This is a genomic window from Microbacterium sp. ZW T5_56, assembly GCF_044987425.1.
In the GTDB taxonomy this organism is placed as follows: domain Bacteria; phylum Actinomycetota; class Actinomycetes; order Actinomycetales; family Microbacteriaceae; genus Microbacterium.
The window spans coordinates 22870-44265 of the sequence record NZ_JBJDRI010000027.1 but is presented as its reverse complement, the minus strand read 5'-3'; the positions used below and the strand labels follow the sequence as shown (position 1 = coordinate 44265).

Annotated in this window: 24 protein-coding genes; 15 read left to right on the top strand and 9 right to left on the bottom strand. The window is 68.2% G+C overall.

Features of this window, described 5'->3' with window-relative positions; all coding sequences use genetic code 11:
• Window position 1: 1 nt before the first annotated feature.
• The 4 genes from ACI3KU_RS13435 to ACI3KU_RS13420 form a co-directional block, all read right to left on the bottom strand.
• Entirely contained in the window at window positions 2-880 is an 879-nt protein-coding gene (locus tag ACI3KU_RS13435) for a carbohydrate ABC transporter permease (protein ID WP_404922813.1), read from the bottom strand.
• Complete coding sequence (locus tag ACI3KU_RS13430; protein WP_404922812.1) at window positions 873-1829, bottom strand: carbohydrate ABC transporter permease; 957 nt, start codon at window positions 1827-1829, stop codon at window positions 873-875. The genes ACI3KU_RS13435 and ACI3KU_RS13430 overlap by 8 nt, the downstream gene beginning before the upstream one ends.
• Before the next feature lie 10 nt (window positions 1830-1839).
• Window positions 1840-3084 carry an ABC transporter substrate-binding protein gene (locus ACI3KU_RS13425; protein WP_404922811.1) on the bottom strand — a complete coding sequence of 415 codons (1245 nt, stop codon included), beginning with the start codon at window positions 3082-3084 and terminating at the stop codon, window positions 1840-1842.
• A gap of 142 nt (window positions 3085-3226) precedes the next feature.
• Window positions 3227-3778, bottom strand: a complete 552-nt coding sequence (locus ACI3KU_RS13420) for a helix-turn-helix domain-containing protein (protein WP_404922810.1) — start codon at window positions 3776-3778, stop codon at window positions 3227-3229.
• Window positions 3779-3844: 66 nt separating this feature from the next.
• Between ACI3KU_RS13420 and ACI3KU_RS13415 the strand changes: the two genes are divergently transcribed.
• Window positions 3845-4783: an NAD(P)/FAD-dependent oxidoreductase gene (locus ACI3KU_RS13415; RefSeq protein ID WP_404922809.1), complete on the top strand. Its 939-nt coding sequence runs from the start codon at window positions 3845-3847 to the stop codon at window positions 4781-4783.
• A 75-nt stretch (window positions 4784-4858) separates the two neighbouring features.
• On the top strand, window positions 4859-5554 hold the full coding sequence (nucS, locus tag ACI3KU_RS13410) for an endonuclease NucS (protein ID WP_404922808.1): 696 nt from the start codon (window positions 4859-4861) through the stop codon (window positions 5552-5554).
• Here nucS and soxR read toward each other — a convergent pair whose 3' ends face one another.
• Window positions 5555-6007: a redox-sensitive transcriptional activator SoxR gene (gene soxR / locus ACI3KU_RS13405; protein ID WP_404922807.1), complete on the bottom strand. Its 453-nt coding sequence runs from the start codon at window positions 6005-6007 to the stop codon at window positions 5555-5557.
• A 91-nt stretch (window positions 6008-6098) separates the two neighbouring features.
• On the opposite strand from soxR, the gene fdxA reads away from it, so the two are divergent.
• The 6 genes from fdxA to ACI3KU_RS13375 all read left to right on the top strand — a co-directional run bounded on the left by fdxA (window position 6099) and on the right by ACI3KU_RS13375 (window position 10957).
• Entirely contained in the window at window positions 6099-6422 is a 324-nt protein-coding gene (gene fdxA / locus ACI3KU_RS13400) for a ferredoxin (RefSeq protein ID WP_404922806.1), read from the top strand.
• Window positions 6419-7777, top strand: a complete 1359-nt coding sequence (locus ACI3KU_RS13395) for an FAD-dependent oxidoreductase (protein WP_404922805.1) — start codon at window positions 6419-6421, stop codon at window positions 7775-7777. The genes fdxA and ACI3KU_RS13395 overlap by 4 nt, the downstream gene beginning before the upstream one ends.
• Complete coding sequence (locus ACI3KU_RS13390) at window positions 7774-8280, top strand: flavin reductase family protein (protein WP_404922804.1); 507 nt, start codon at window positions 7774-7776, stop codon at window positions 8278-8280. The genes ACI3KU_RS13395 and ACI3KU_RS13390 overlap by 4 nt, the downstream gene beginning before the upstream one ends.
• 62 nt (window positions 8281-8342) lie before the next feature.
• Window positions 8343-8942 (top strand): superoxide dismutase, encoded by a 600-nt coding sequence (locus ACI3KU_RS13385; protein ID WP_404922803.1) that lies wholly within the window; start codon window positions 8343-8345, stop codon window positions 8940-8942.
• A 109-nt stretch (window positions 8943-9051) separates the two neighbouring features.
• Window positions 9052-9714 carry an HAD hydrolase-like protein gene (locus ACI3KU_RS13380; protein ID WP_404922802.1) on the top strand — a complete coding sequence of 221 codons (663 nt, stop codon included), beginning with the start codon at window positions 9052-9054 and terminating at the stop codon, window positions 9712-9714.
• Between the two features lies 1 nt (window position 9715).
• A complete protein-coding gene (locus ACI3KU_RS13375) occupies window positions 9716-10957 on the top strand; it encodes a hypothetical protein (RefSeq protein ID WP_404922801.1) in 1242 nt (413 codons plus the stop codon).
• A gap of 21 nt (window positions 10958-10978) precedes the next feature.
• Here the strand turns inward: ACI3KU_RS13375 and ACI3KU_RS13370 are convergent, their stop codons facing one another.
• Together ACI3KU_RS13370 and ACI3KU_RS13365 are read right to left on the bottom strand one after the other, a co-directional pair.
• Window positions 10979-11185: a cold-shock protein gene (locus tag ACI3KU_RS13370; protein WP_404922800.1), complete on the bottom strand. Its 207-nt coding sequence runs from the start codon at window positions 11183-11185 to the stop codon at window positions 10979-10981.
• Window positions 11186-11346: 161 nt separating this feature from the next.
• Window positions 11347-12186, bottom strand: coding sequence for a DsbA family protein (locus ACI3KU_RS13365; RefSeq protein WP_404922799.1), 840 nt, complete (start codon window positions 12184-12186; stop codon window positions 11347-11349).
• 144 nt (window positions 12187-12330) lie between these two features.
• Between ACI3KU_RS13365 and ACI3KU_RS13360 the strand changes: the two genes are divergently transcribed.
• Window positions 12331-13116: a hydroxypyruvate isomerase family protein gene (locus ACI3KU_RS13360; RefSeq protein ID WP_404922798.1), complete on the top strand. Its 786-nt coding sequence runs from the start codon at window positions 12331-12333 to the stop codon at window positions 13114-13116.
• 152 nt (window positions 13117-13268) lie between these two features.
• On the opposite strand, the gene ACI3KU_RS13355 is transcribed toward ACI3KU_RS13360, so the two are convergent.
• A complete protein-coding gene (locus ACI3KU_RS13355; protein ID WP_404922797.1) occupies window positions 13269-14192 on the bottom strand; it encodes an aldo/keto reductase in 924 nt (307 codons plus the stop codon).
• 181 nt (window positions 14193-14373) lie between these two features.
• Window positions 14374-14760, bottom strand: a complete 387-nt coding sequence (gene trxA, locus ACI3KU_RS13350; RefSeq protein ID WP_404922796.1) for a thioredoxin — start codon at window positions 14758-14760, stop codon at window positions 14374-14376.
• 191 nt (window positions 14761-14951) lie between these two features.
• Between trxA and ACI3KU_RS13345 the strand changes: the two genes are divergently transcribed.
• The 6 genes from ACI3KU_RS13345 to ACI3KU_RS13320 all read left to right on the top strand — a co-directional run bounded on the left by ACI3KU_RS13345 (window position 14952) and on the right by ACI3KU_RS13320 (window position 21396).
• Window positions 14952-15632: an Abi family protein gene (locus ACI3KU_RS13345; RefSeq protein WP_404922795.1), complete on the top strand. Its 681-nt coding sequence runs from the start codon at window positions 14952-14954 to the stop codon at window positions 15630-15632.
• Between the two features lie 229 nt (window positions 15633-15861).
• Window positions 15862-17274: a hypothetical protein gene (locus tag ACI3KU_RS13340; protein ID WP_404922794.1), complete on the top strand. Its 1413-nt coding sequence runs from the start codon at window positions 15862-15864 to the stop codon at window positions 17272-17274.
• A gap of 37 nt (window positions 17275-17311) precedes the next feature.
• Window positions 17312-18394, top strand: a complete 1083-nt coding sequence (locus tag ACI3KU_RS13335) for a dihydrodipicolinate synthase family protein (protein ID WP_404922793.1) — start codon at window positions 17312-17314, stop codon at window positions 18392-18394.
• Window positions 18391-19449 (top strand): NAD-dependent epimerase/dehydratase family protein, encoded by a 1059-nt coding sequence (locus tag ACI3KU_RS13330; RefSeq protein WP_404922792.1) that lies wholly within the window; start codon window positions 18391-18393, stop codon window positions 19447-19449. Before ACI3KU_RS13335 ends, ACI3KU_RS13330 begins: the two co-directional genes overlap by 4 nt.
• A 10-nt stretch (window positions 19450-19459) precedes the next feature.
• Window positions 19460-20626: a CaiB/BaiF CoA transferase family protein gene (locus ACI3KU_RS13325; RefSeq protein ID WP_404922791.1), complete on the top strand. Its 1167-nt coding sequence runs from the start codon at window positions 19460-19462 to the stop codon at window positions 20624-20626.
• Entirely contained in the window at window positions 20623-21396 is a 774-nt protein-coding gene (locus ACI3KU_RS13320; RefSeq protein WP_404922790.1) for an enoyl-CoA hydratase/isomerase family protein, read from the top strand. The genes ACI3KU_RS13325 and ACI3KU_RS13320 overlap by 4 nt, the downstream gene beginning before the upstream one ends.

The following is a 21396-nucleotide window of genomic DNA, read 5'->3' as shown; positions in this document are numbered from 1 at the left end:
ATCAGCCCTTTCCGCCGGTGAAGGCGATGCCCTGAATGAACTGCTTCTGCAGCACGATGAACACGATCACCATCGGGATGGTCGCCAGCACCGAGCCTGCCATGAGCACCGGGATATCGGTGAAGTTCATCCCCTTCAGCGTGGCCAGCCCCACCGACAGCGGCATGTTCTCCGACGTCGATGTGACCACAAGCGGCCACAGCAGGTCGTTCCACGAGTTCAACGAGGTGAACACCGCCAGCGCGATGATGCCCGGCTTCGCGAGCGGCAGCATTACCCTCTGGAAGATCTGCCACTGGTTGGCGCCGTCGATGCGTGCCGCCTCCTCGAGCTCCACCGGGAGCCCCAGGAAGAACTGGCGCATGAGGAAGGTGCCGAACGCGGCGAACATTCCGGGGATGATGATGCCGGGGAGCGAATCCAGCAGGCCCAGGTTCTGGATGATCTCGTACTGCGGGAGCAGGAAGAGCTGCCCGGGCACCATCAGCACCGACAGGAACAGCACGAACACGAAGCCACGACCGCGGAACGGAATCCGCGCGAACGCGTAGCCTGCCATCGTGCAGAGGATGACCTGCGCGATCGTGCGACATACGGTGATGATCGCCGAGTTGAGGAACATCTGCCCGAACGGCATCGCCTCGAACGCGCGGGCGTAGTTGCTGAAGTCCCACGGGTTCGGAAGCACCTGCGGCGGCACCGCCGTGGCACCGGCGAGCGTCTTGAACGACGTCATCAGCTGCCAGAAGAACGGGAACACCATGATGATCGCGCCCACGATGAGGATCGCGTGGATCAGGTGGGGCTGGCGTTTGCGCCGCGGCCCCGCGGTGACGGGATCCCCCGTGACGAGTGTTGCGGTGGCGAGCGTGTCACTCATAGTGCACCCACTTTCGCTGCATGCCGAACTGCAGCACGGTCACGACCAGGATGATCAGCAGCAGCACGAAGGCGATGGCGGCTGCCAGCCCCGGGTTGTGGTCGATGAAGCCGGCTTCGTAGAAGAGGTAGACGATCGTCTTCACATGCGGCATGGCCGGGCTGGTCTTGGCGACCATCACGTAGATCAGGTCGAAGGCCTGGAAGGCTCCGATCACGGTGGTTACGGCGACGAAGAAGACGCTGGGCGAGATCATCGGCACGGTGACCGAGATGAAGCGGCGCACCGGGCCGGCACCATCGAGCTGTGCCGCCTCATACAGGTGGCCGGGGACGCCCTGGAGGGCGGCGAGGAAGATCACGAGCGTCGTCCCGATGCCCGACCAGATTCCGACGGCCGCAATCGCGCCGAGCGCGGTGCCGGGGTTGGTGAGCCAGCTCGTCCCGGCGATGCCGAAGAAGCCGAGCAGCTGATTGAGAACGCCGTAGTCGCCGTTGTAGATGACCTTCCAGACCGCTGCGACGGCGGCCGCCATGGTCACCACCGGCAGGAAGTACAGGGTGCGGTAGATGCCGCGCCCCTTCAGGCCGGAGGTGTTCAGCAGGGCGGCGATCACCATCGCGATCGGGATCACCAGCAGCGCGATGAGCGTGTAGATCAGCGTGTTCAGTAGCGCCTGCGGCAGGTCGGGGTTGGCGAACAGCTTCTCGTAGTTCGACAGCCCGGTGAAGGTCGATCCGCCGAATGGACCGGTCTCGGTCAGGGACATCCATGCGGTGCGGACGATGGGCCAGAGGTAGAAGACGGCAAGGCCGACGCCGACGGGGCCGACGAACAGCAGCGCCCACCACCCGGACTGGCCCGGGGCGCGACCCCGGTCACGGCGAAGGCCCGCCGAGGCGGAGCTCGGAGTTGCCGAGCCCCGCCCTGCGAAGGAGATTCCGGTCATGCGGCCGACCTCAGCTCTTGCCGTCCAGCGAGGCCTGGAGGGCGTCGGAGATCTTCGTCAGTCCGTCGGCCACCGGCGTGGCACCGGTCCAGATCTGCGTCAGGGTCTCGTCCTCCACCGCGTGCCAGTCGGCACCGGCAAGGGTCGACGGGTAGGGCTTGGCGGTCTCGGCCGCGTCGAGGAAGACCTGCATGTTCAGCGTGCTGAAGCCGGTCAGCCACGCATCCTGCGTGCCCTCATAGGCGGGGAGGGCGTTGCCGGCCTTCGCCTGAATGTCCGCGGCGCTCTTCCCGGAGGCGAACTCGGCGAACTTCACCGCGGCCTCGACGTTCTTGCCCTTGGCCGCCGCCACGTTGGCGAGACCGTGGATCACGGAGATCGAGCCGGCGGGACCCTTCGGCAGCGGCGCGACCTGGATGTTCGCGCCCTCTGCGCTCTTCAGGAAGAAATTCGCGTTGGTGTTCTGGCTGAACATCATGGCGACCTTGCCGGAACCGAACATCTCGGTGGGGGCGGTGTCGGTCATCTGCTCCTGGGTGGGGGAGGTGGCGTCGTTGATGAAGGAGAGGAGGAACTCGATCCCCTTCTGCGCGTCCGGGGAGGCGAACCCGCTCTTGCCGTCCGCGATCAGATCGCCACCGGCGGAGTAGATGGCCGGATAGACGTTCTGCTGGGATGCCGCCACCGAGGCGAATCCCTTGACATCACCGGTGGTGAGCTTCTTCGCCGCCTCCTGCATGTCGGCCCAGGTCCAGTCGGCCGTCGGCTCGGCAACACCGGCGGCTTCGAACAGGCGCTTGTTGTACCAGAGCGCGATGGAGTCGAAGTCCTTGGGTGCGCCGTAGGTCTTGCCGTCGAGCGTGTACAGATCCACGATGCCCTGCGGGTACTTCGCGGTGTCCACGTCCTTCAGCTCCGCGAGCTGACCGTTCGAGGCGTAGAGGCCGAGGTTCGGGCCGTTCATCCAGAACACGTCGGGACCGCCGCCGCCGGTCATGGCCGTCTGCAGCTTGGTCCAGTAGCTGTCCCACGGGGTGACCTCCACCTTGACGGTGATGTCCTTGTTCTCCGCCTCGAACGCGGTGGCGATCTGCTGCATCGCGTCCTTCTGGGTGTCGTCCCAGATGGCGTAGGTGATCGTCGTCGATCCTCCCGCGCCACCGGACTCGCCCGCCGAGCCACCCGATGCACCGCATCCGGACAGCCCCAATCCCAGAACTGCTGCCGCTCCAGCGGCGATGATCCTGCGCTTCACGTCATCTCCTTCGACCGTGGCCATTCGCGTGTTCGCTCGGTGAGCTAATCGATTAGCCTCATGATTGAGACGACTGTATGTGATCGACTGTGATCACGCAATGAGAGTTTCAATCACATTTACGCAACGGGTTGATCGGAGGTCACGCCAGGGGGTGTAGGTGCAGCCTCTCGCCGACGGAATTGAAGATGCTGATGACCTCGGCGGGCTTGGATCCCTCCGCCCGCATGCTGTGCGGCGTCGTCGTGGCGAACTCCGCCACCTCGCCACGGTGCAGCACGAATTCGGCGTCACCCAAGCCCAGCCGCAGCCGTCCGGACAGCACGTAGATCCACTCGTGCCCGTCGTGCACCTGGAGCGGTCGCTCCGGTGCGTCCGGGTGATAGGTGAGCTTGTAGGCGCGCACCTCCGACTCCTCCCGGGTGAGAGGTGCGACCGTCATACCCTCGCGCTGCACGGCGACGCGCCGCACGCGGGGATCGCGGTCGCCGGGTTCCAGCAGGTCATCCACGCGGATTCCGAGCTGCCGCGTCAGCGGGATGAGCAGCTCCAGACTGGCCTGACGTTTGCCGGATTCGAGTCGCGACAGCGTACTCGGAGACATTCCGGCGCGCTCGGCCAGGTCGTCGAGGGTCCAGCCGCGATCCTTGCGTGCGGCCCGCAGCCGCGGCCCCAGATTCAGCAGTTCTTCCATCGCCTCATTCTTGCCGATTCTGCAAGCGAGCGTGCGATTGTGGCAGAACCCTCGCAGACTGAAGACATGACACAGCGCATCTGGGACGCCCTCATCATCGGAGCCGGAGCAGCCGGCCTCAGCGCCGCACAGGCCCTGGGCCGCTCCCTGCGCGCCACCCTCGTGATCGACGCGGGCGAGCCGCGCAACCGCTTCGCCGCGCACATGCACAATGTGCTGGGGCACGACGGCAGATCGCCGGCCGAAATCGTGTCCCTGGGTCGTGCGGAAGCCGAGGCATACGGCGTCGAGTTCCGCTCCGGCTCGGTCGTCGCCGTGCGCGAGAGCGACAACGGTCTCGCCCGGTTTGTCATTGAGCTCGCCGATGGCGAGACGATCGCCACTCGGGCCCTGATCGTCGCCACCGGCGTTCGCGACGAGCTGCCCGACATCCCCGGGATCGCGGAGAACTGGGGCGGCAGCGTGTTGCACTGCCCCTACTGCCACGGATGGGAGGTGCGCGGTCGCCGCCTCGGCGTGATCACCACGTCACCCGCCGGCATGCATCAGGCCCGGCTCGTGCGCCAGTGGAGCGAAGATGTGACGGTCTTCAGCGCGGGGCTGGGCGAGCTGGATGAGAACACGGTCCGCGCGTTCGAAGCTCGCGGTGTGCGGCTGGTTGCCGAGCCCGTCGTCGAAGTGGTCGGCGACCGGGGGGCGATTCGTCTGGTCCGCACCGCGGATGGCGCCGAGCACGAGATCGATGCGGTTTTCACGGCCAGCACGCCCGTGGCTCGCGACGCGTTCCTGGACGGACTAGAGCTGGCCCGCGCCCCGCGCGAGCATGGCGGTGCACTCGTGGTGGACGCGATGCAGCGCACCAGCCACCCGCGGATCTGGGCCGCAGGCAACGTCGTGGTCCCATTCGCGACGGTGCCGCTGGTGGCGGGTGCCGGCGCTTTCACCGGGTCGGCTGTGAACGCCGTTCTCGTCGACGAGGACTTCGACCTCGCCCTCGGCTCCTGAGTGCCGACAATCCCTGCCTTCGCCCCGTGGCCTCGCCGCGGGGCGAGGACGCACCCCGTGACGTAGGCTTTTCCGGTGCGCCTCGTCATTGCCCGTTGCAGCGTCGACTACACCGGTCGACTCAACGCCCACCTGCCCGAAGCGACGCGTCTGCTGATGCACAAGGGCGACGGCTCGCTGCTGGTGCACTCGGATGGCGGCTCATACAAGCCGCTCAACTGGATGAGCCCGCCCTGCTCGTTCTCGATCGAGGATCTCGATGACGGTGATACCGCCGCGGGCGTCGTGGAGCGGTGGCGCGTGGTGCACAAGAAGTCGGGTGACGCCCTCACGGTGCGCATCTTCGAGCTGATCCACGACTCCGCGCACGACCTCGGCATCGACCCCGGACTGCAGAAGGACGGCGTGGAGGCCGATCTCCAGCGCCTGCTGGCGGAGCAGATCGGCCTGGTGGAGGACGGCGCCCAGCTGGTGCGTCGCGAATACCCCACCGCCATCGGCCCGGTGGATCACATGGTGCGCGACATCAACGGCAACCACATCGCGATCGAGGTCAAGCGGAAGGCAAACATCGACGCCGTCGAGCAGCTCACCCGCTACCTCGAACTCCTCAACCGCGACCCCGTGCTCGCTCCCGTGCGCGGGATCCTCGCGGCGCAGTCCATCGCCCCGCAGGCGCGGACCCTCGCCGTCGACCGCGGCATCGACGTGCTGCTGCTGGACTACGACGCGATGAAGGGCGTGGACTCCGGAGCCCCCACCCTCTTCTGATCACACCGGGATGCGACGGGCACCCGACCCCGTGTCGCCGAGCTGGTCGTCGGGGTTCAGCAGGCTGCACGCCTTCATGGACAGACAGCCGCAGCCGATGCAGCCGGTGAGCTCGCGCTCCAGGCGTTCGATTCCCTGGCGTCGCTGCTCCAGCACCTTCTTCCAGCGGCGTGACGCTCGCTGCCAGTCCTCGTGGGTCGGCGTGCTCGACAGCGGCACGCTCTCGAACGCCTCCTTGACGTTCTCCAGCGGGATCCCGAGTCGTTTGGCTACGGAGATCAGCGCCACACGGCGCAGCATGTGGCGCGGATAGCGACGCTGATTGCCCGAGGTGCGCAGCGAGGCGATGAGTCCCAGGCTCTCGTAGTAGTGCAGCGCGGAGACCGCGACGCCGGTGCGATGACTCATCTCGCCGACGCTCAGGAGTTCATCTGGACGATGCGATGCTTCCATGGCTCCCTCGATTTGACCTCAAGTTCACTTGAGGTTCTAGCGTAGCCCGTACGGGCCCGGAACAGCTCCGGGTCCTCACGAGGAGGCCTGTGTGACGTACGTGATCGCGTTGCCCTGCGTGGATGTGAAGGATCGCGCGTGCATCGACGAATGCCCCGTCGACTGCATCTACGAGGGCGAGCGGATGCTCTACATCCACCCCGACGAGTGCGTCGACTGCGGCGCCTGCGAGCCGGTGTGCCCGGTGGAGGCCATCTACTACGAAGACGATCTGCCCGACGTCTGGCAGGAGTACTACAAGGCGAATGTCGAGTTCTTCGACGGGCTCGGCTCCCCCGGCGGAGCCGCCAAGACCGGTGTCGTCCCGCGCGATCATCCCATCATCGCCGCCCTTCCCCCGCAGGAGACCGAATGACCCCCGTGATCGCGATCGTCGGCGCCGGCCCCGCGGGCGTCTACGCCGCCGACATCCTCCGGACTCGCGTGCCCGGAGTGCAGATCGACCTCTTCGAGAAGCTCCCCGCGCCCTATGGACTGGTCCGCTACGGTGTCTCGCCGGATCATCCGCGCATCAAGAAGATCCAGGACGCCCTCCACGAGGTGCTCGAGCACCCCGGCATCCGCCTGCTCTGCAACGTCGAGATCGGCGCGGACATCTCCATCGCCGAACTGCGCGCTGCCTACGATGCCGTGATCATCTCCACGGGCGCCGATCAGGACGCTGCGCTGGGGATCCCGGGCGAGAACCTGCCCGGCTCCTTCGGTGGTGCCGACTTCGTCGCCTGGTACGACGGGCATCCCGATGCGCCGCGGGAGTGGCCGCTGGAGGCGGAATCGGTGGCCGTGATCGGTGCCGGCAACGTGGCGCTCGATGTGGCGCGCATGCTCATCACGCACGCGCAGGATCTCGCGCACACGGACATTCCGGATCACGTGGAACGCGCCTTTGCGCAGAACCCCGTGAAGGACCTCCACCTGCTGATCCGCCGCGGTCCTGCCGACGTCCGTTTCTCGCCGCTGGAGCTGCGCGAACTCGGCAGCCGGCGCGATGTGGATGTGATCGTCGATCCCGCTGAGCTCGTGCTCGATGAGCATGCCGAGCGCATGATCGCCCAGTTCTCCCAGCGCCGCACCATCGTGCGCACGCTGACCGAGTGGGCAGCGATCGACCCGGCCACACGAACCGCGTCCCGGCGCATCCACCTCCACTTCTACCAGCAGCCCGCTCGCGTGCTCGGCGAGGAGCGGGTGACCGGGATCGAGATGGAGCGCACTCGCCCCGACGAGCTCGGACGCATCGCGGGCATCGGCGAGCTGATCCACCACGAGGTCGGGGCGGTGTATCGCACGATCGGCTACCGTTCCTCTCCCGTCCCCGGCGCGCCATTCGACGAGGCCGCCGGACGCGTTCCGAACGTGGGGGGTCGCGTCCTCGACGCGGACGGATCGCCGCTTCCCGGGTTGTATGCGACCGGCTGGATCCGACGCGGTCCCGTGGGGCTGATCGGATCGACGAAGTCGGATGCGGCGGAAACCGTTGAGAGCCTGATCGAAGATCTCTCGACGAAGGCTCGCGTCGACCCCGAGAGCTCGGCGCGAGTGCGCGAGCGCCTGACCGGCGTCGTCGAGTGGGACGGCTGGCTGCGCATCGATGCGGCCGAGCGCCAGCTCGGAGCCGAACGCGGCCGCGAGCGCACCAAGATCGTCGACCGTGAAGACCTGCTCGACTACGCCACAGACCGCACCAGCACCGCGGAGCATGCCCGATGAGCCTCACCAGCACCGATCTCGCCACCGAGTTCAAGGCAGCCTTCCGCGAACATCCCGCGGGCATCGCCCTCATCACCGCGGACTCGTCCGCAGGGCCGGTGGGTCTGACCGCATCGAGCGTCGCCTCCGTCGCGGTGGACCCAGCGGCGCTGGTGTTCTCCGTCACCCGCACCACCGGCAGCGCGGGGCTCATCCTGAGCGCGGGTTCTTTCCTGGTGCATCTCCTCGACGCCCGGCACGCCGGGATCGCGGCGGAGTTCGCCGTTTCCGGCGGCGAACGGTTCACTCCCGAGCAGGGGTGGGCGACACTGCCGACCGGCGAGCCGCACCTCACCACCGCCCGCGTGGCCCTGCGCTGTCGGAGCCTGCAACAGGTACCCGTCGGCTCATCCATGCTCGTGGTGTCCGAGGTGATCGACATCCACGTCGCCTCCGCGGCCGACGCCACGATGCCGCTGGTCTACCACGACCGCGCCTTCCGAGCCGTCGGCGAACCGATCTGAACAATCTCCTCCAACAACCCACGCGGACCGACCGGTCCGCGAAACCCACGAAAGGAATCGACATGTCCGTCTACACCCTCCCCGACCTCCCCTACGACTACAGCGCCCTGGCCCCGCACATCTCCGCGCGGATCATGGAGCTGCACCACTCCAAGCACCACCAGGCCTACGTGACCGGCGCGAACACCGCGCTCGAACAGCTCGCCGAGGCGCGGGAGTCCGGCAACTTCGCCAACGTCAACAAGCTCGAGAAGGATCTCGCGTTCAACCTCGGCGGGCACCTCAACCACAGCGTGTTCTGGGAGAACCTCTCCCCGAACGGTGGCGGCGACCCCGAGGGCGATCTCGCCGAGGCTCTCGGTTCGCACTTCGGCTCGATCGAGCGCTTCCGCGACCACTTCACGGCCACCGCGCTCGGTGTGCAGGGCTCCGGATGGGCCGTCCTCGCCTGGGATGACCTCGGCAAGCGCCCTGTCATCTTCCAGCTCTTCGACCAGCAGGGCAACGTTCCGCTCGGTGTCACACCGCTGCTGCAGCTGGACGTGTGGGAGCACGCGTACTACCTCGACTACGCGAACGTCCGCGCCGACTACGTGAAGGCGTTCTGGAACATCGTGAACTGGGACGACGTGACCCGGCGCTTCGCCGCAGCCCAGCGCTGACCCCGTCATCGCGGGAACGGCTCCGGCTGCGGCGCCGTTCCCGCGCAACGGAGGGTGTGGCCGCTCGTGGACGCCGTGTGCACGCGATGAACGCCGGTACGCTGGGGACGTGGCGAACTGGTCTTGCGTGCTCTGGGATGTGGATGGCACCGTCGTGGACGCGTCCGAGGGAATCCTGCGGCGCCTGACCGAAGCCCACGAGCACTTCGGCCACGTGCCGCCCACGTACGACGACCTCATCCACTGGATCGGCCCGCCGATGTACCAGTCGTTCCAGGATCGCCTCGGCATGACCTCGGAAGAGGCCACCGGCGCCGTGACCTACTACCGGACGCTGAACAAGCGCGACGGCTATGCCACGGGCGTTCGTCTCTACGACGGCGTCGCGGAGCTGATGGCCGAGATCGCCGCCGCCGGGATCCCGCAGTCCACCGCCAGCTCCAAGCCCGAGCCGCAGGTGGTGGCGCTCATGGACCACTTCGCTCTGGACGGACACCTCACCGCCACGGTGGGATCATCTCCGGACGAGCGCACGCGCGCGAGCAAGACGGACGTGATCCGTGAGGCCCTGGTGCGCCTGGAGGCGCAGGGCGCGGATACCTCGCGCCCGGTGCTCGTCGGCGATCGCCACCACGACGTCGACGGCGGCGCCGAGACCGGCGTGCCGGTGATCTTCGTGTCCTGGGGCTTCAGCGAGCCGGCCGAGTCAGACGGCGCGATCGCCGTCGCACACGATGCGCACGAGTTGCGTGCACTGCTGTTGGGGGAATGACATGTGGGAGGCGATCTATCCGTCGCTGATCATCTTCGGGGGCACGGCGGTGGCGATCGCTGCCATCACGTGGATCGTGCGACGCGTCCGGCGTCGCCCCTCTGCACAGCTCGCGGCTGAAAACGCGCGAGAGAGCGCCGGCGGCGCTCTGGTGCGTCTCGACGACGCGATCTCCGAAGCGGACATCGAGCTGGGTCTGGCCGGCGCCGTGTACGGCGGCAAGGAACCAGCTGCACTCGCCCGCGCTCGACTGCGTGCCGTTCAGGTGCGCGATGACGGTTTCGCCCGCCACCGCGCGCTCGCCGATGCGCCGCCGGCGGTTCCCGTGCTGCGACAGCGATCCGACCGACTGCGCGTCGAGGCCGATCGCGCCGCGGCTGAGCTGGAGGAGGCGCGCGGTCAGCACGCCGCGTGGCTCCGACGCAACGCCGATGCGCCGCGACAGATCGCGGCACTGCGCCGCCGTATCGCCGAGGTCACCGACCAGCTCGGCACACCGGGTGTGCGCGAGCAGGAACTGGCCGATCGATTCGCTGACGACGAGGCGAAGAACACCACCGAGCCGTTGCGCACCGCGCGCGAGCGCCTGGACGTCGCTCATCAGGCGCTGGCCGCGGCAGAGAAGATGCGCTCCGACCCCACCCAGCCGATTCTCGAACGGCTCACCGACGCCGAGCGCGCTCTGCGAGAAGCAGAACGGGCGATGCAGTCGGCCGATCAGGCGTATGAGCAGACCCGCGCCGCCGCGATCGCCGCTCCCGCCGAGATCGCCTCGGTGCGCGCGGACATCCGCCGCGTCGTCGCCCTGCAGCGAGAGGTGCCGCCCGTTGCGGCGGCGCGACTGGGCGAGGCGGCGGAGAAGGCGAGCGCCGCAGTCGATGCGCTGGAGCCGCGTGCGTCGGCGGAACCCAGCGCGGTGATCGCCGGAATCACGCGTGTGCGGGACCGCCTCGATCTGGCCGTCGGCGACGCGCGCACGGCACGAGCACGACTCGACGGCGCGAAGAACGCCCTCCCGGGAACGCTGGCCACGGCCCGCATGCTGATCGGCCGCGCCGAGCAGTCGGTGGCGGCCGGGAACTCCTCGGAGGCGCGGATCAGGCTCGCATCAGCCCGCGACGAGCTCGCTCGCGCGCGCAACGCCGACGACGTGGTCGCCGCGCTCGATGCGGCGCGGCGTGCCGTCCGACACGCGGAAGACGCTGATGCGCTCGCCCAGTTCGGGCGAGCGCATCAGTTCTGAGCTTCGGAGCGAATCCGAGATTCAGATGGGGCGGATGTTCTCCGCCTGCAGACCCTTGGGGCCCTGGGCGACGTCGAACTCGACGCGCTGGTTGTCCTCAAGGCTGCGGTAGCCGTTGCTCTCGATGGCCGAGTAGTGTGCGAACACGTCAGCGCCACCCTCGTCGGGGGAGATGAAGCCGAAGCCCTTCTCCGAGTTGAACCACTTGACGGTGCCTGTCGTGCTCATTACTTACCGTTCTTTCGGGTGCACTCGTGTCGTGCACCTTTGGGGATTGTGGTCCCCAACCTAGTGGAACGGATTCCCATATCACAGAGGTGAGTTGCGGATGGTGATCGAAACGTGACCGGAATGGGATACGAATCGTCGGAATGGGATACGAAGTCGGGTTATGGGCTCTGCGCGTCGATGACCTTGCGGAACTCCGCCTCCGGAAGGGCGCCCGAGAGGACCTCGTCGCCGATGACGAAGAACGGCACACTGGTCACCCCCATCTGCTGGGCGCGCGCCGTGTCAGCGGTGACCTCGGCAGCCAGCGAGGGGTCATCGAGCGCGGCGGTGAAGGCGGCGATATCCGGCACGCCGGCTTCCTGCGCGAAGCCGACGAGCGTCTCGCGCGGCATGTCCGGGTGACCCGAAGCGGGGGCGGCCGCATAGAGCACCCGCAGGAACTCGCCGAAACGCCCCTGGGCCGCGGCCGCGCGGGCAGCGACGGCCGCAGCGGTCGACTCCTCGCCGAAGAAAGAGACGTCGTGCACCTCGTAGCGCACGGCACCGGTGTCCACGTAGTCGGCGATGATGGCGGGCATCGTCTCGTTGGTGTACTTGGCGCAGAACGGGCAGCGGTAGTCCACCCACTCCACGATGGTGATCGGAGCGTCGATGTCACCGAACGCCATGGGGTCATCCGCGGTGCGACGAGCGACCTGCTCCGCGAGCGGCACGGCGGAGTCCCCGGAGGGAGTGCTGGTCGGCGTGGGGGTCGACGTCGCGGTCGACTCAGGTGCCGCCGCAACGGCGGTGGGACGCAGCGCCAGCAGAATCACGGCGATCAGCAGGCCCAGAGAGATGACCCCGAGGATCACGTTCACGATCGTGGCTGTCCGCAGCCGGGTGCGCAGCTCGCGCTCCCGGAGCCCTTGCGGAGACGGCGCGCCAGGCGCGGTGGTCACAGGCGGTACGGATGCCGCGTTCTCGGGAGCGGTCGGAGTCTTATCGGGTTCGGACACCTCCCCAGGGTAGGCGACAGCGGAGCGCGCCGTGCCGGACGTGGGGGCGGTATGGCGCCTACCAGCCCGAGTTCGCGGATGCCGCATGCGTACTCTTGTCGTCAGGGATATCTCGATTCCACGATCTGAAATCAAGGGCGATTCATGAGCTACACCGTCAACGCCTCCATCCTCCTGACCGAACTGCCGATCCTCGAGCGCCCGGCCGCTGCGAAGGCTGCCGGCTTCGACGCGGTGGAGTTCTGGTGGCCTTTCCCGGTCGCCGTTCCCGCCGAGGATGAGATCGACGCCTTCGTCACCGCCATCCAGGACGCGCGTGTACAGCTGACCGGCCTGAACTTCTTCGCCGGAGACATGCCCGCGGGCGACCGCGGACTGGTGTCGTGGATCGGCCGCGAGGACGAGTTCCGCGCCAACGTCGACGTTGTCGTCGGCATCGGCGAGCGGCTCGGCACCCGCGCCTTCAACGCGCTGTACGGCAACCGCATCGAAGGCGCCGACGCTCACGCTCAGGATCACCTCGCCGTCGAGAACCTCGCGATCGCTGCGCGCGCCGTGGGTCGTATCGGCGGCATCGTGCTGCTGGAGCCGCTGAGCGGCGCGCCCGCTTACCCGCTCACGACCGCCGCGGACGCACTCGCCGTGATCCAGCGGCTGAAGGACGAGCACGGCATCGACAACGTGAAGCTGCTCGCCGACTTCTACCACCTCGCCGTCAACGGCGACGACGTTGCCGCCGTGATCGCGGACCACGCGGCCGACTTCGGTCACATCCAGATCGCCGATGCCCCCGGCCGCGGCGAGCCCGGCACCGGTGACCTGCCGCTCGCGCAGTGGATCGCCGACGCCCGGGCCGGCGGCTACGCCGGCTACATCGGACTCGAATACCAGGCCAGCCAGGACGACCCGTTCGCCTGGACCCGCGCCTGACATCCATCGCGACGCAGCGCAGACACGAGCGACATCGCACTCATGGGTCTCGGCGCGAACAGGCCCATCCCCGAGTCCGAGCCTCGGGGATGGGACTGTGTCGTGTCAGCAGACGCGTCGTGGGCGGACGCCTCGTGCCGCGGTGCCTCGCGTCAGCGAGCCGATGCCGCCGTGAGGGCGTCGAGCTCGGTGTCGGTGAGCTCCAGGTCGAACGATGCCACCAGCGCCGGAAGCTGCTCGGGCGTGCGCGCGGACGCAATGGGCGCAGCCACCGACGGACGCGAACGCAGCCAGGCCAGGCTCACCGCGGTCACCGGCACGTCGTGTGCTGCGGCGATGCCGTCCAGCACCTCGAGCAGGGCGAGGTTGCGGGGGTCGTCGAGGTAGCGCGCGGAGTTCGAACGCGCTGTGTCGACATCAGCCCCGGGGCGGAACTTGCCCGTGAGGAAGCCGGCGGCGAGGGCGAAGTAGGGCACCTCGCCGATGCCCAGCTCCAGCAGCGTCGGGATCAGCTCGGCCTCAGCATCGCGCTCGACCAGGTTGTACTGATCCTGGGCGAAGGAGATCGGCGTGAGCGAGTTCTCGGCGATGACGGCCGCCGCGGAGCGAATACGCGCCGGCTCGAAGTTCGAGATTCCGACAGTGCGAACTTTGCCGGCACGCACGGCCGCGTCGAAGGCTCCGAAGGCCTCCGCCTGCTCCACGTTCGGGTCGTCCCGGTGCGCGAAGTAGATGTCGATGTGGTCGGTCTGCAGCCGACGCAGCGAGTCCTCGAGGGCTGCCGCGATGTTGGCGGCCGACAGGCCGGGACGGGACGCCAGCGAGAACACCTTGGTTCCGATCTGCACGCGCTCACGCACACCCGGTCGCGCAGCCAGCCACTCTCCGATGATCGTCTCCGACTCGCCACCCGAGTTGCCCGGGATCCACGCGCTGTACACGTCAGCGGTGTCGATCGTGGTGCCGCCGGCGTCCACGAAAGCATCCAGGATGCGGAAGGAGGTGTCGCGGTCAGCGCTCCACCCGAAGACATTGCCGCCGAGGATGAGCGGGCCCACAGTGATCGTCTCAGTCATGTTCCCAGCCTAGGAACCCCCGCCGCCGCGCGGGCCGCGACGCCGGAGGATGACGCCGCATGACGCCCCGGGGGCTGCGCGAGCTCAGCGAGACGTGCGACGGACGTCAGTCACGTTGTCGGAGATGGAAAACGCCGCGCAGGAAGCAACCCGCGCGGCGTTTTCCAGCTCTCAACCGAGATCAGACCTGGGCGCCATCGGCGGCGCCGGCCTCCTGCTCGGCGATCTGGCGGCGGACGTCGTCCATGTCGAGGCCCTTCACCGCGGTGATGACCTGCTCCAGCGCGGGCTCGGGGAGCGCGCCGGGCTGGGCGAAGACGAGGATGTTGTCACGGAAGGCCATGAGAGTCGGGATCGACGTGATCTGGAACCCGGCGGCGAGCTGCTGCTCGGCCTCCGTGTCGACCTTGCCGAAGACCACGTCGGGGTGGGCCTGGGAGGCTTTGTCGTAGATGGGCGCGAACATGCGGCACGGACCGCACCACGATGCCCAGAAGTCCACGAGCACGATGTCGTTGTCATTCACCGTCGACTCGAAGTCGGAGAGAGTCAGGTCCTTGGTCGCCATGTTTCCACGCTACGCGGTCGGCAAGCCGTCGGGGTCGAATCGATCTGTGGATACCGGGGTCGAGCACGCGCGGTGGTCTACGATGACCGTGTAAGCCCCGTGTGGACCGCTGGATCTCGACCAAGTCGCCGGGGCTTTGCTCTGTCCACAGGCGGCCTCGGACACCGGCGCTGGTGCGCGACGATTGCTGCATGTCCGACCTCTGGATCGACTCCTGGCTGAGCGGAGCCCGCTTCCAGCGCTACATCGATGAATGCTCCGGCGATCGCGGCGAGGCGCTGCGGCTGTATGAGTGGAACGCTGAGCTCTCGCAGGTGCTCATGCATGACATCTCCCACTTCGAGGTGGCGCTGCGCAACGCCTACGACGCGGCGATCATGCAATCCTGGCCGCACTCCACGCACTGGCTGCTGCATCCCGATTCGCCGGCGGTCACGCCGATCTGGCGGACGCGAGAGGTCAACGGCATCAAGCGGGGAACGGACGTCAACGAGGTGAATCGCAAGAGCGTGGACGAGGCGATCGCCCGCTGCGGCTACGCGCGGGCGACTCCCGGGAAGGTGATCGCAGAGCTGTCGTTCGGCTTCTGGCGCCAGCTGACCACCGCCGCGATGGAGAAGACGGTGTGGGTCCCCTACCTGCACCGCGCGTATCCGCAGCGCACCTCCCGTCGTCTGATCGATCGCGATATCGCCGCGATCAACAATCTGCGCAACCGCATCGCGCATCACGAGCCGCTGCTGTCCGGCACGCTCGATGTCCCGGCGACGCACCAGGCGATGCTCGCGTGCCTGCGCACACTGGCCCCGGAGGTGCATGCGCACGTGCTGCGCACCTCACGCGTCGCCGAGACCCTCACCCGCATGCACTGACCCGGTCCCGCCCTACGCGCATCGGGCACCCGGCCAGACCCCTCCGCCGCCACGCCGCGTGAGATTCCCGAAACCATGACCCGTGAGACTTCCGTCTGTGGGCGAGAATCCGCGCAACGCGGCGATTGTCACCCACAGACGGAAGTCTCGCGGGAGGGGGAGTTGCACACAACGCTTGAACAATCGATTGTGCTTCGATAGAGTCACAGCGATCAGCAATGGAGTTGATGTGTACGAGATCACCGAAGTCACGGCGCGGGTCGCGCATACCGACACGCGCATCCCGTTCCGGTACGGCATCGCCGAGATGACTCGCGCGCCGCACGCGGTGATCGAGGTGCGCGTGGCGGAGGGGCGTCGCTCGACGCTGGGCTTCGCTGCGGAACAGCTTCCGCCCAAGTGGTTCACCAAGGATCCGCACTCCGCCTTCCGCGATGACCTGCGCGACATGGTCGCGGTCATCGACAATGCGGCAACCACCGCCGTCGGGCTGCGCGCCGCGAGCGCCTTCGACCTGTGGCGCCAGCTCGATGAGGCGCAGGCCGAGTGGGGTCGCGCGCACAACATCCCCGGACTGCTCAGCGGACTGGGCACAGCACTCGTCGAGCGCGCGGTGATCGATGCCGTCTGCCGACTCGAAGAGACACCGTTCGCCACCGCGCTCGGCTCGGGTCTGCTGGGTTTCGATGCCGCAGCCATCCACGATGAACTGCGAGGCACCGTGTTCTCGCCGCAGCAGGTCGACCGCCTGCACGTGCGGCACACCGTCGGCCTCGGAGATCCGCTCACCGACGCCGAAGCCGACCCCTCGCCCGACGCCCTGCCGGTGAGTCTGGTGTCATCGATCCGGCGCTACGGGCTCACGCATCTCAAGATCAAGACCCGCGCAGACGCCGCCGAGGACACGGACCGCTTGCGCCGCATTCGAGCTCTCACCCGCGAGGAGGGGATCGATGCGCGCTTCACGATCGACGGAAACGAGTCGATGACCCGCGCGGACGACCTCACCGAGTGGTGGGAGACGCTCACCACCGACCCGGAGCTGCGCGACTGGTTCGAGAGCGGGCTGATCGCCATCGAGCAGCCCTTCGCCCGCGCGGTGGCCCTCGACCCCTCGGTCGGCGATGCTCTTCGAGCTCTGCCGCACGGCACTCGCGTGATCATCGACGAGTCCGACGATGCCGTCGACACGGTGCGCGCGGCGATGGACCTCGGCTACGCCGGCGGCACCTACAAGGGGTGCAAGGGCGTGTTCCGCGGCGCGGCGAACGCAGCGCTCATCGCCGAACGCGGCCGCACGCGCCCCACCATCCTCACCGCGGAGGATCTGGCCACGCTCGGGCCGATCACCGTTCCGCAGGACATCGCGGTTGCGGCGACGCTCGGCCTCACCCACATCGAGCGCAACGGGCATCACTACTTCGGTCGGCAGGCCGATCTCGGCGACGACCTCGAAGAGCGCCTCGCCGCCGCGCACCCCGACCTCTATGCGCGCCAGGACGGACGCGTGCGACTCGTCGTCACGGACGGCGCGATATCAACGCGCACCGCACTGGCCGCCCCGTTCGGCCTCGTCCCCCTGCCGCACCCCGACTCGCTTCCCGCCCTCACGGTCGAGACCGCCACCCTCGGCATCGACTGACCTTTCCCACCCGATCGTCGTCACCCCCTGGAGCCCCATGAGCAATCGATTGCATGAGGAGCGCGTCGCCACAGCCCGTCGTCTGCTCGCCCGAGGCGGGGTGATTCCCGCGCATCCCCTCGCGCTCGACGCCGACCGCCGACTCGACGAGCGCCGCCAGCGCGCGATCAGCCGCTACTACCTCGACGCGGGTGCCGATGGCCTCGCCGTCGGTGTGCACACTACCCAGTTCGGCATTCGCGCCGCCGGTCTGTTCCCCGACGTGCTGCGTATCTCCGCCGAGGCCGCTCGTGAGCACGCGGATCGCGAGCCCGTGCTGGTCGCCGGTGTGATCGGCGACACCGCGCAGGCCATCGCGGAGTCCGAGCTGGCACTGTCGCACGGCTACCACGCCGTCCTTCTGAACGTGGCCGCCTGGCGGGACGCGAACGAGGACGACATCCTCGCGCACTGCGCCGCGGTGGCGGAGGTGGCACCTGTCATCGGCTTCGCACTGCTTCCCGAGGTGGGCGGCTTCCATCTCTCCTACGACTTCTGGCGCCGCTTCGCCGCGATCCCGTCGGTCGTGGCCATCAAGATGGCACCCTTCAACCGCTATCGCACCCTGGACATCGTGCGCGCCGTCGTCGCCGCGGGTGCCGAGGAGCGGATCACGCTCTACACCGGCAACGACGACCACATCGTCCTCGATCTGCTCGCACCGTTCGACGTCGCGCACGACGGCGAGCTGGTGCGGGTGCGCGTGGCCGGCGGACTCCTCGGGCACTGGAGCGTGTGGACGCACGCCGCCGTCGCCCAGTTCGACACCATACGACGTGCGGTTCGCGCCGGCGCGGTGCCCCCGGATCTGCTGGCGCTGGACTCGCGCGTGACCGATGCGAACGCTGCGATCTACGACGCGCAGCACGACTTCGCTGGCTGCATCCCGGGTTGCCTGGAGGTGCTGCGCCGCCAGGGCTTCGTCGAGGGCACATGGTGTCTGGACCCCGACGAGACGCTCTCTCCCGGACAGCTCGACGCCATCGACCGCGTCTGGCGCGAACACCCCGATCTCGCCGACGACGACTTCGTCGCGGCCCACATTTCCCGCTGGCTGGACACCCCTGGAGGATCGCAATGACATCACCCACGACGCCCCTGCTGACCCGCGATTCACTGCCCGAGGCGTTCCGCAACGTCGAGCACCTCGAGGACTTCATGTCGCTGCCGACGGCGGAGACCGTGGCCGACCTCGCGGCGCTGGACGGCGACATCATGATTCTGGGTGTCGCCGGGAAGATGGGGTTCTCGCTGGCGCGCATGATCAAGCGGGCGGCGCCCGACAAGCGCGTGATCGGCGTCTCGCGATTCTCCGAGGAGGGTGGTGAGGAGCGGTTGCGCTCGCACGGCGTGGAGACGATCGTCTGCGACCTGCTTGATCGCGATGCGGTGGCGGCGCTCCCCCGCATCCGCAACATCATCTACATGGCGGGTCTGAAGTTCGACTACCGCGGCCGCGAGGACTTCCTGTGGGCCATGAACACCCTCGCCCCCGCGATCGTTGCCGACACGTTCCGCGACTCCCGCATCGTCGCGCTGTCCACGATCCACGTGTACCCGTGGTCGGACCCGCGCCGCGGCGGCGTGACCGAGGCCACCCCGCCGCTGGCCCGCCCCGGCGAGTACGCCAACTCCGTTGTGGGCCGCGAGCGCACGTTCCAATACTTCAGCGGCCTGCACGACACCCCGGGTCGTCTGGTGCGCTTCGTGTACGCGATCGACATGCGCTACGGGGTGCTGCAGGAGATCGCGAACTGGGTGCGCAGCGGTTCGGTCGTCCCGCTCGCCACGGGGAACGTCAACATCCAGTGGCAGGGGGATGCGATCAATCACTTCGCCCGGCTGCTGCGTCATGTGGAGACGCCGGCCACTCCGATCAACATCGGTGGCCCCGAGTGCATCAGCGTGCGACACGTGGCCACCCGCTTCGGTGAGCTGTTCGGCGTGGAGCCGGTGTTCGAGGGCAGCGAGTCGGACAACGCGCTGTTCGTGAACTGCGACGCCGCCGCCGACATGCTGGGAAACCCGGTCGTGACGCTGGAGCCGATGCTGCGCTGGGTGGCCGACTGGGTGGGCTCCGGCAAGCCCGCTTATGGCAAGCCGAGCAAGTTCGAGGTGCGCAATGGGATCTTCTGAGAATCCACGGATGCTCGACGGCATCCGCGTGGTGAGCTTCACCCACTTCCTGCAGGGCCCGTCCGCCACGCAGCTGCTGGCGGATCTCGGCGCGGACGTCATCAAGATCGAGCCTCACACGGGCGCCTTCGAGCGATCCTGGAGTGCGCCGGATCGGTTCTTGAACGGCTACAGCCCGTTCTTCGCGCTCGGCAACCGCAACATCCGCAGCATGGCGTTGGATCTCAAGCACCCGGATGCACACGGGATCGTGCGCGACCTGCTGGCCGACGCGGACGTGCTCATCGAGAGCTTCCGACCCGGCACGCTGGATCGGCTGGGGTTCGGCTACGACGAGGTCGCCTCCTACAACCCCGGGATCGTCTACGCCTCGCTCTCCGGCTACGGATCGGATGGTCCGTATGTGGACCGCCCGGGTCAGGACGTGCTGATCCAGGCGCTGTCCGGACTCGCCGCCGCCACCGGTGGGGCTGACGCGCCGCCGACGCCGGTGGGCGCCAGCATCGTGGACCAGCACGCCGGCGTGCTCGGCGCGTTCGGGATCCTGGCCGCGCTGCACGGTCGCGCCCGCACCGGTCGCGGTACCCGCGTGGAGAGCAACCTCCTCAACGCCGCGCTGGATCTGCAGATCGAGCCGCTGACGTACGCGCTGAACGGGCTGAGCGGTGAGCGCTCCCGTGCCGGGGTCTCCTCGATCTACTACACGGCCCCCTACGGCGTCTTCCGCACCGCGGACGGGCACCTCTGCATCTCGCTCACCTCCGCCCAGCTGCTGGCGTCCGTGTTCGAGGACGACGACTTCCTCACCGACCGCGGCGCGGCATACGAGGCCCGTGACGACATCAACACCCGCGTGGCCGATCACATGACGACCCGCACCACCGCGGAATGGACCGAGCGATTCACGGCCGCGCGGATGTGGTTCGCGCCGGTGAACGGCTATGCCGAGGTGATCGCGGATCCGCAGGTGGCGCACAACGAGTCCTTCGACGAGTTCGACGACCCGAGCGCGGGGGCCGTGCGGGTGCTGCGCCACCCCGTGCGCTACGGCGGAGTGCGCCCCGGCGTGCGATCAATCCCGCCGGAGCTCGGCGCGCACACACGCGAGATCCTCGGCGAGCTGGGGTACAGCGCGGAGACCATCGACAAGCACTACGAACAGGGAGTCGCATCGTGAGTGAGATCGTCACCCGCACATCCGGTCGCGTGCACCACGTGATCCTGCATCGGCCCGACAAGAGAAACGCGCTGACGGCCGGCATGATCGACGCGCTGCACGCGGCCGTCGACGATGCCGAAGCCGCCGGCGCCGCAGTTCTGGTCATCACGGCGGACGGTCCGATGTTCTGCGCCGGTGCCGACATCGCCGGCTACCGCGACGCAGCGGAGGATCCGGTGGCGCTCCGAGTGTTCACCGATCGTGCCCGCGGACTCTGCGAGCGTCTGACGCGCACCGACCTCGTCGTGGTGGCCGGTGTGGGCGGCACGGCGCTGGGCGGCGGCTTCGAGCTGGTGCTCGCCGCGGACATCGTGATCGCGGCCGAGGGCGCGCGATTCGGGCTGCCGGAGCTGAAGCTCGGGCTAATCCCCGGGTGGGGTGGCACGCAGCGCCTCACAGCTCAGCTCGGCCCGGCTCGGGCGAAGCGCGTGATTCTGCTCGGCGACACGTTAATGGCCGCGGAGCTGCACGAGGCGGGACTGATCGCGCGGCTTGTCGCGGATGCCGATGAGCTCGAGCGGACCGTCGCCACGGTGGCGGAATCGCTGGCTGCCGGACCCTCGGCGGCTCTCGCGGCGGCCAAGCACGCGATCACGGCCGCATACGACGCAGAAGCGGGATATCGGATCGAGCGCGAGGGACTGCTCGCGCTGTTCGGCTCCCCCGACGGCCGGGAGGGCGTGCGAGCCTTCGTGGAGAAGCGTCCCGCGGTGTGGATCGGTCGGTGA

Excerpts from the sequence above, each read along its gene's own strand:
- ACI3KU_RS13385 (WP_404922803.1), top strand. The coding sequence starts at position 8,343 with ATGTCCGTCTACACCCTCCCCGACCTCCCCTACGACTACAGCGCCCTG.
- ACI3KU_RS13355 (WP_404922797.1), bottom strand. The coding sequence starts at position 14,192 with ATGACTGAGACGATCACTGTGGGCCCGCTCATCCTCGGCGGCAATGTC.
- ACI3KU_RS13375 (WP_404922801.1), top strand. The coding sequence starts at position 9,716 with ATGTGGGAGGCGATCTATCCGTCGCTGATCATCTTCGGGGGCACGGCG.
- soxR (WP_404922807.1), bottom strand. The coding sequence starts at position 6,007 with ATGGAAGCATCGCATCGTCCAGATGAACTCCTGAGCGTCGGCGAGATG.
- ACI3KU_RS13435 (WP_404922813.1), bottom strand. The coding sequence starts at position 880 with ATGAGTGACACGCTCGCCACCGCAACACTCGTCACGGGGGATCCCGTC.
- ACI3KU_RS13420 (WP_404922810.1), bottom strand. The coding sequence starts at position 3,778 with ATGGAAGAACTGCTGAATCTGGGGCCGCGGCTGCGGGCCGCACGCAAG.
- ACI3KU_RS13395 (WP_404922805.1), top strand. The coding sequence starts at position 6,419 with ATGACCCCCGTGATCGCGATCGTCGGCGCCGGCCCCGCGGGCGTCTAC.
- ACI3KU_RS13330 (WP_404922792.1), top strand. The coding sequence starts at position 18,391 with ATGACATCACCCACGACGCCCCTGCTGACCCGCGATTCACTGCCCGAG.
- ACI3KU_RS13345 (WP_404922795.1), top strand. The coding sequence starts at position 14,952 with ATGTCCGACCTCTGGATCGACTCCTGGCTGAGCGGAGCCCGCTTCCAG.
- ACI3KU_RS13415 (WP_404922809.1), top strand. The coding sequence starts at position 3,845 with ATGACACAGCGCATCTGGGACGCCCTCATCATCGGAGCCGGAGCAGCC.
- ACI3KU_RS13370 (WP_404922800.1), bottom strand. The coding sequence starts at position 11,185 with ATGAGCACGACAGGCACCGTCAAGTGGTTCAACTCGGAGAAGGGCTTC.
- ACI3KU_RS13430 (WP_404922812.1), bottom strand. The coding sequence starts at position 1,829 with ATGACCGGAATCTCCTTCGCAGGGCGGGGCTCGGCAACTCCGAGCTCC.
- ACI3KU_RS13325 (WP_404922791.1), top strand. The coding sequence starts at position 19,460 with ATGCTCGACGGCATCCGCGTGGTGAGCTTCACCCACTTCCTGCAGGGC.
- trxA (WP_404922796.1), bottom strand. The coding sequence starts at position 14,760 with ATGGCGACCAAGGACCTGACTCTCTCCGACTTCGAGTCGACGGTGAAT.
- ACI3KU_RS13335 (WP_404922793.1), top strand. The coding sequence starts at position 17,312 with ATGAGCAATCGATTGCATGAGGAGCGCGTCGCCACAGCCCGTCGTCTG.
- ACI3KU_RS13360 (WP_404922798.1), top strand. The coding sequence starts at position 12,331 with ATGAGCTACACCGTCAACGCCTCCATCCTCCTGACCGAACTGCCGATC.
- ACI3KU_RS13390 (WP_404922804.1), top strand. The coding sequence starts at position 7,774 with ATGAGCCTCACCAGCACCGATCTCGCCACCGAGTTCAAGGCAGCCTTC.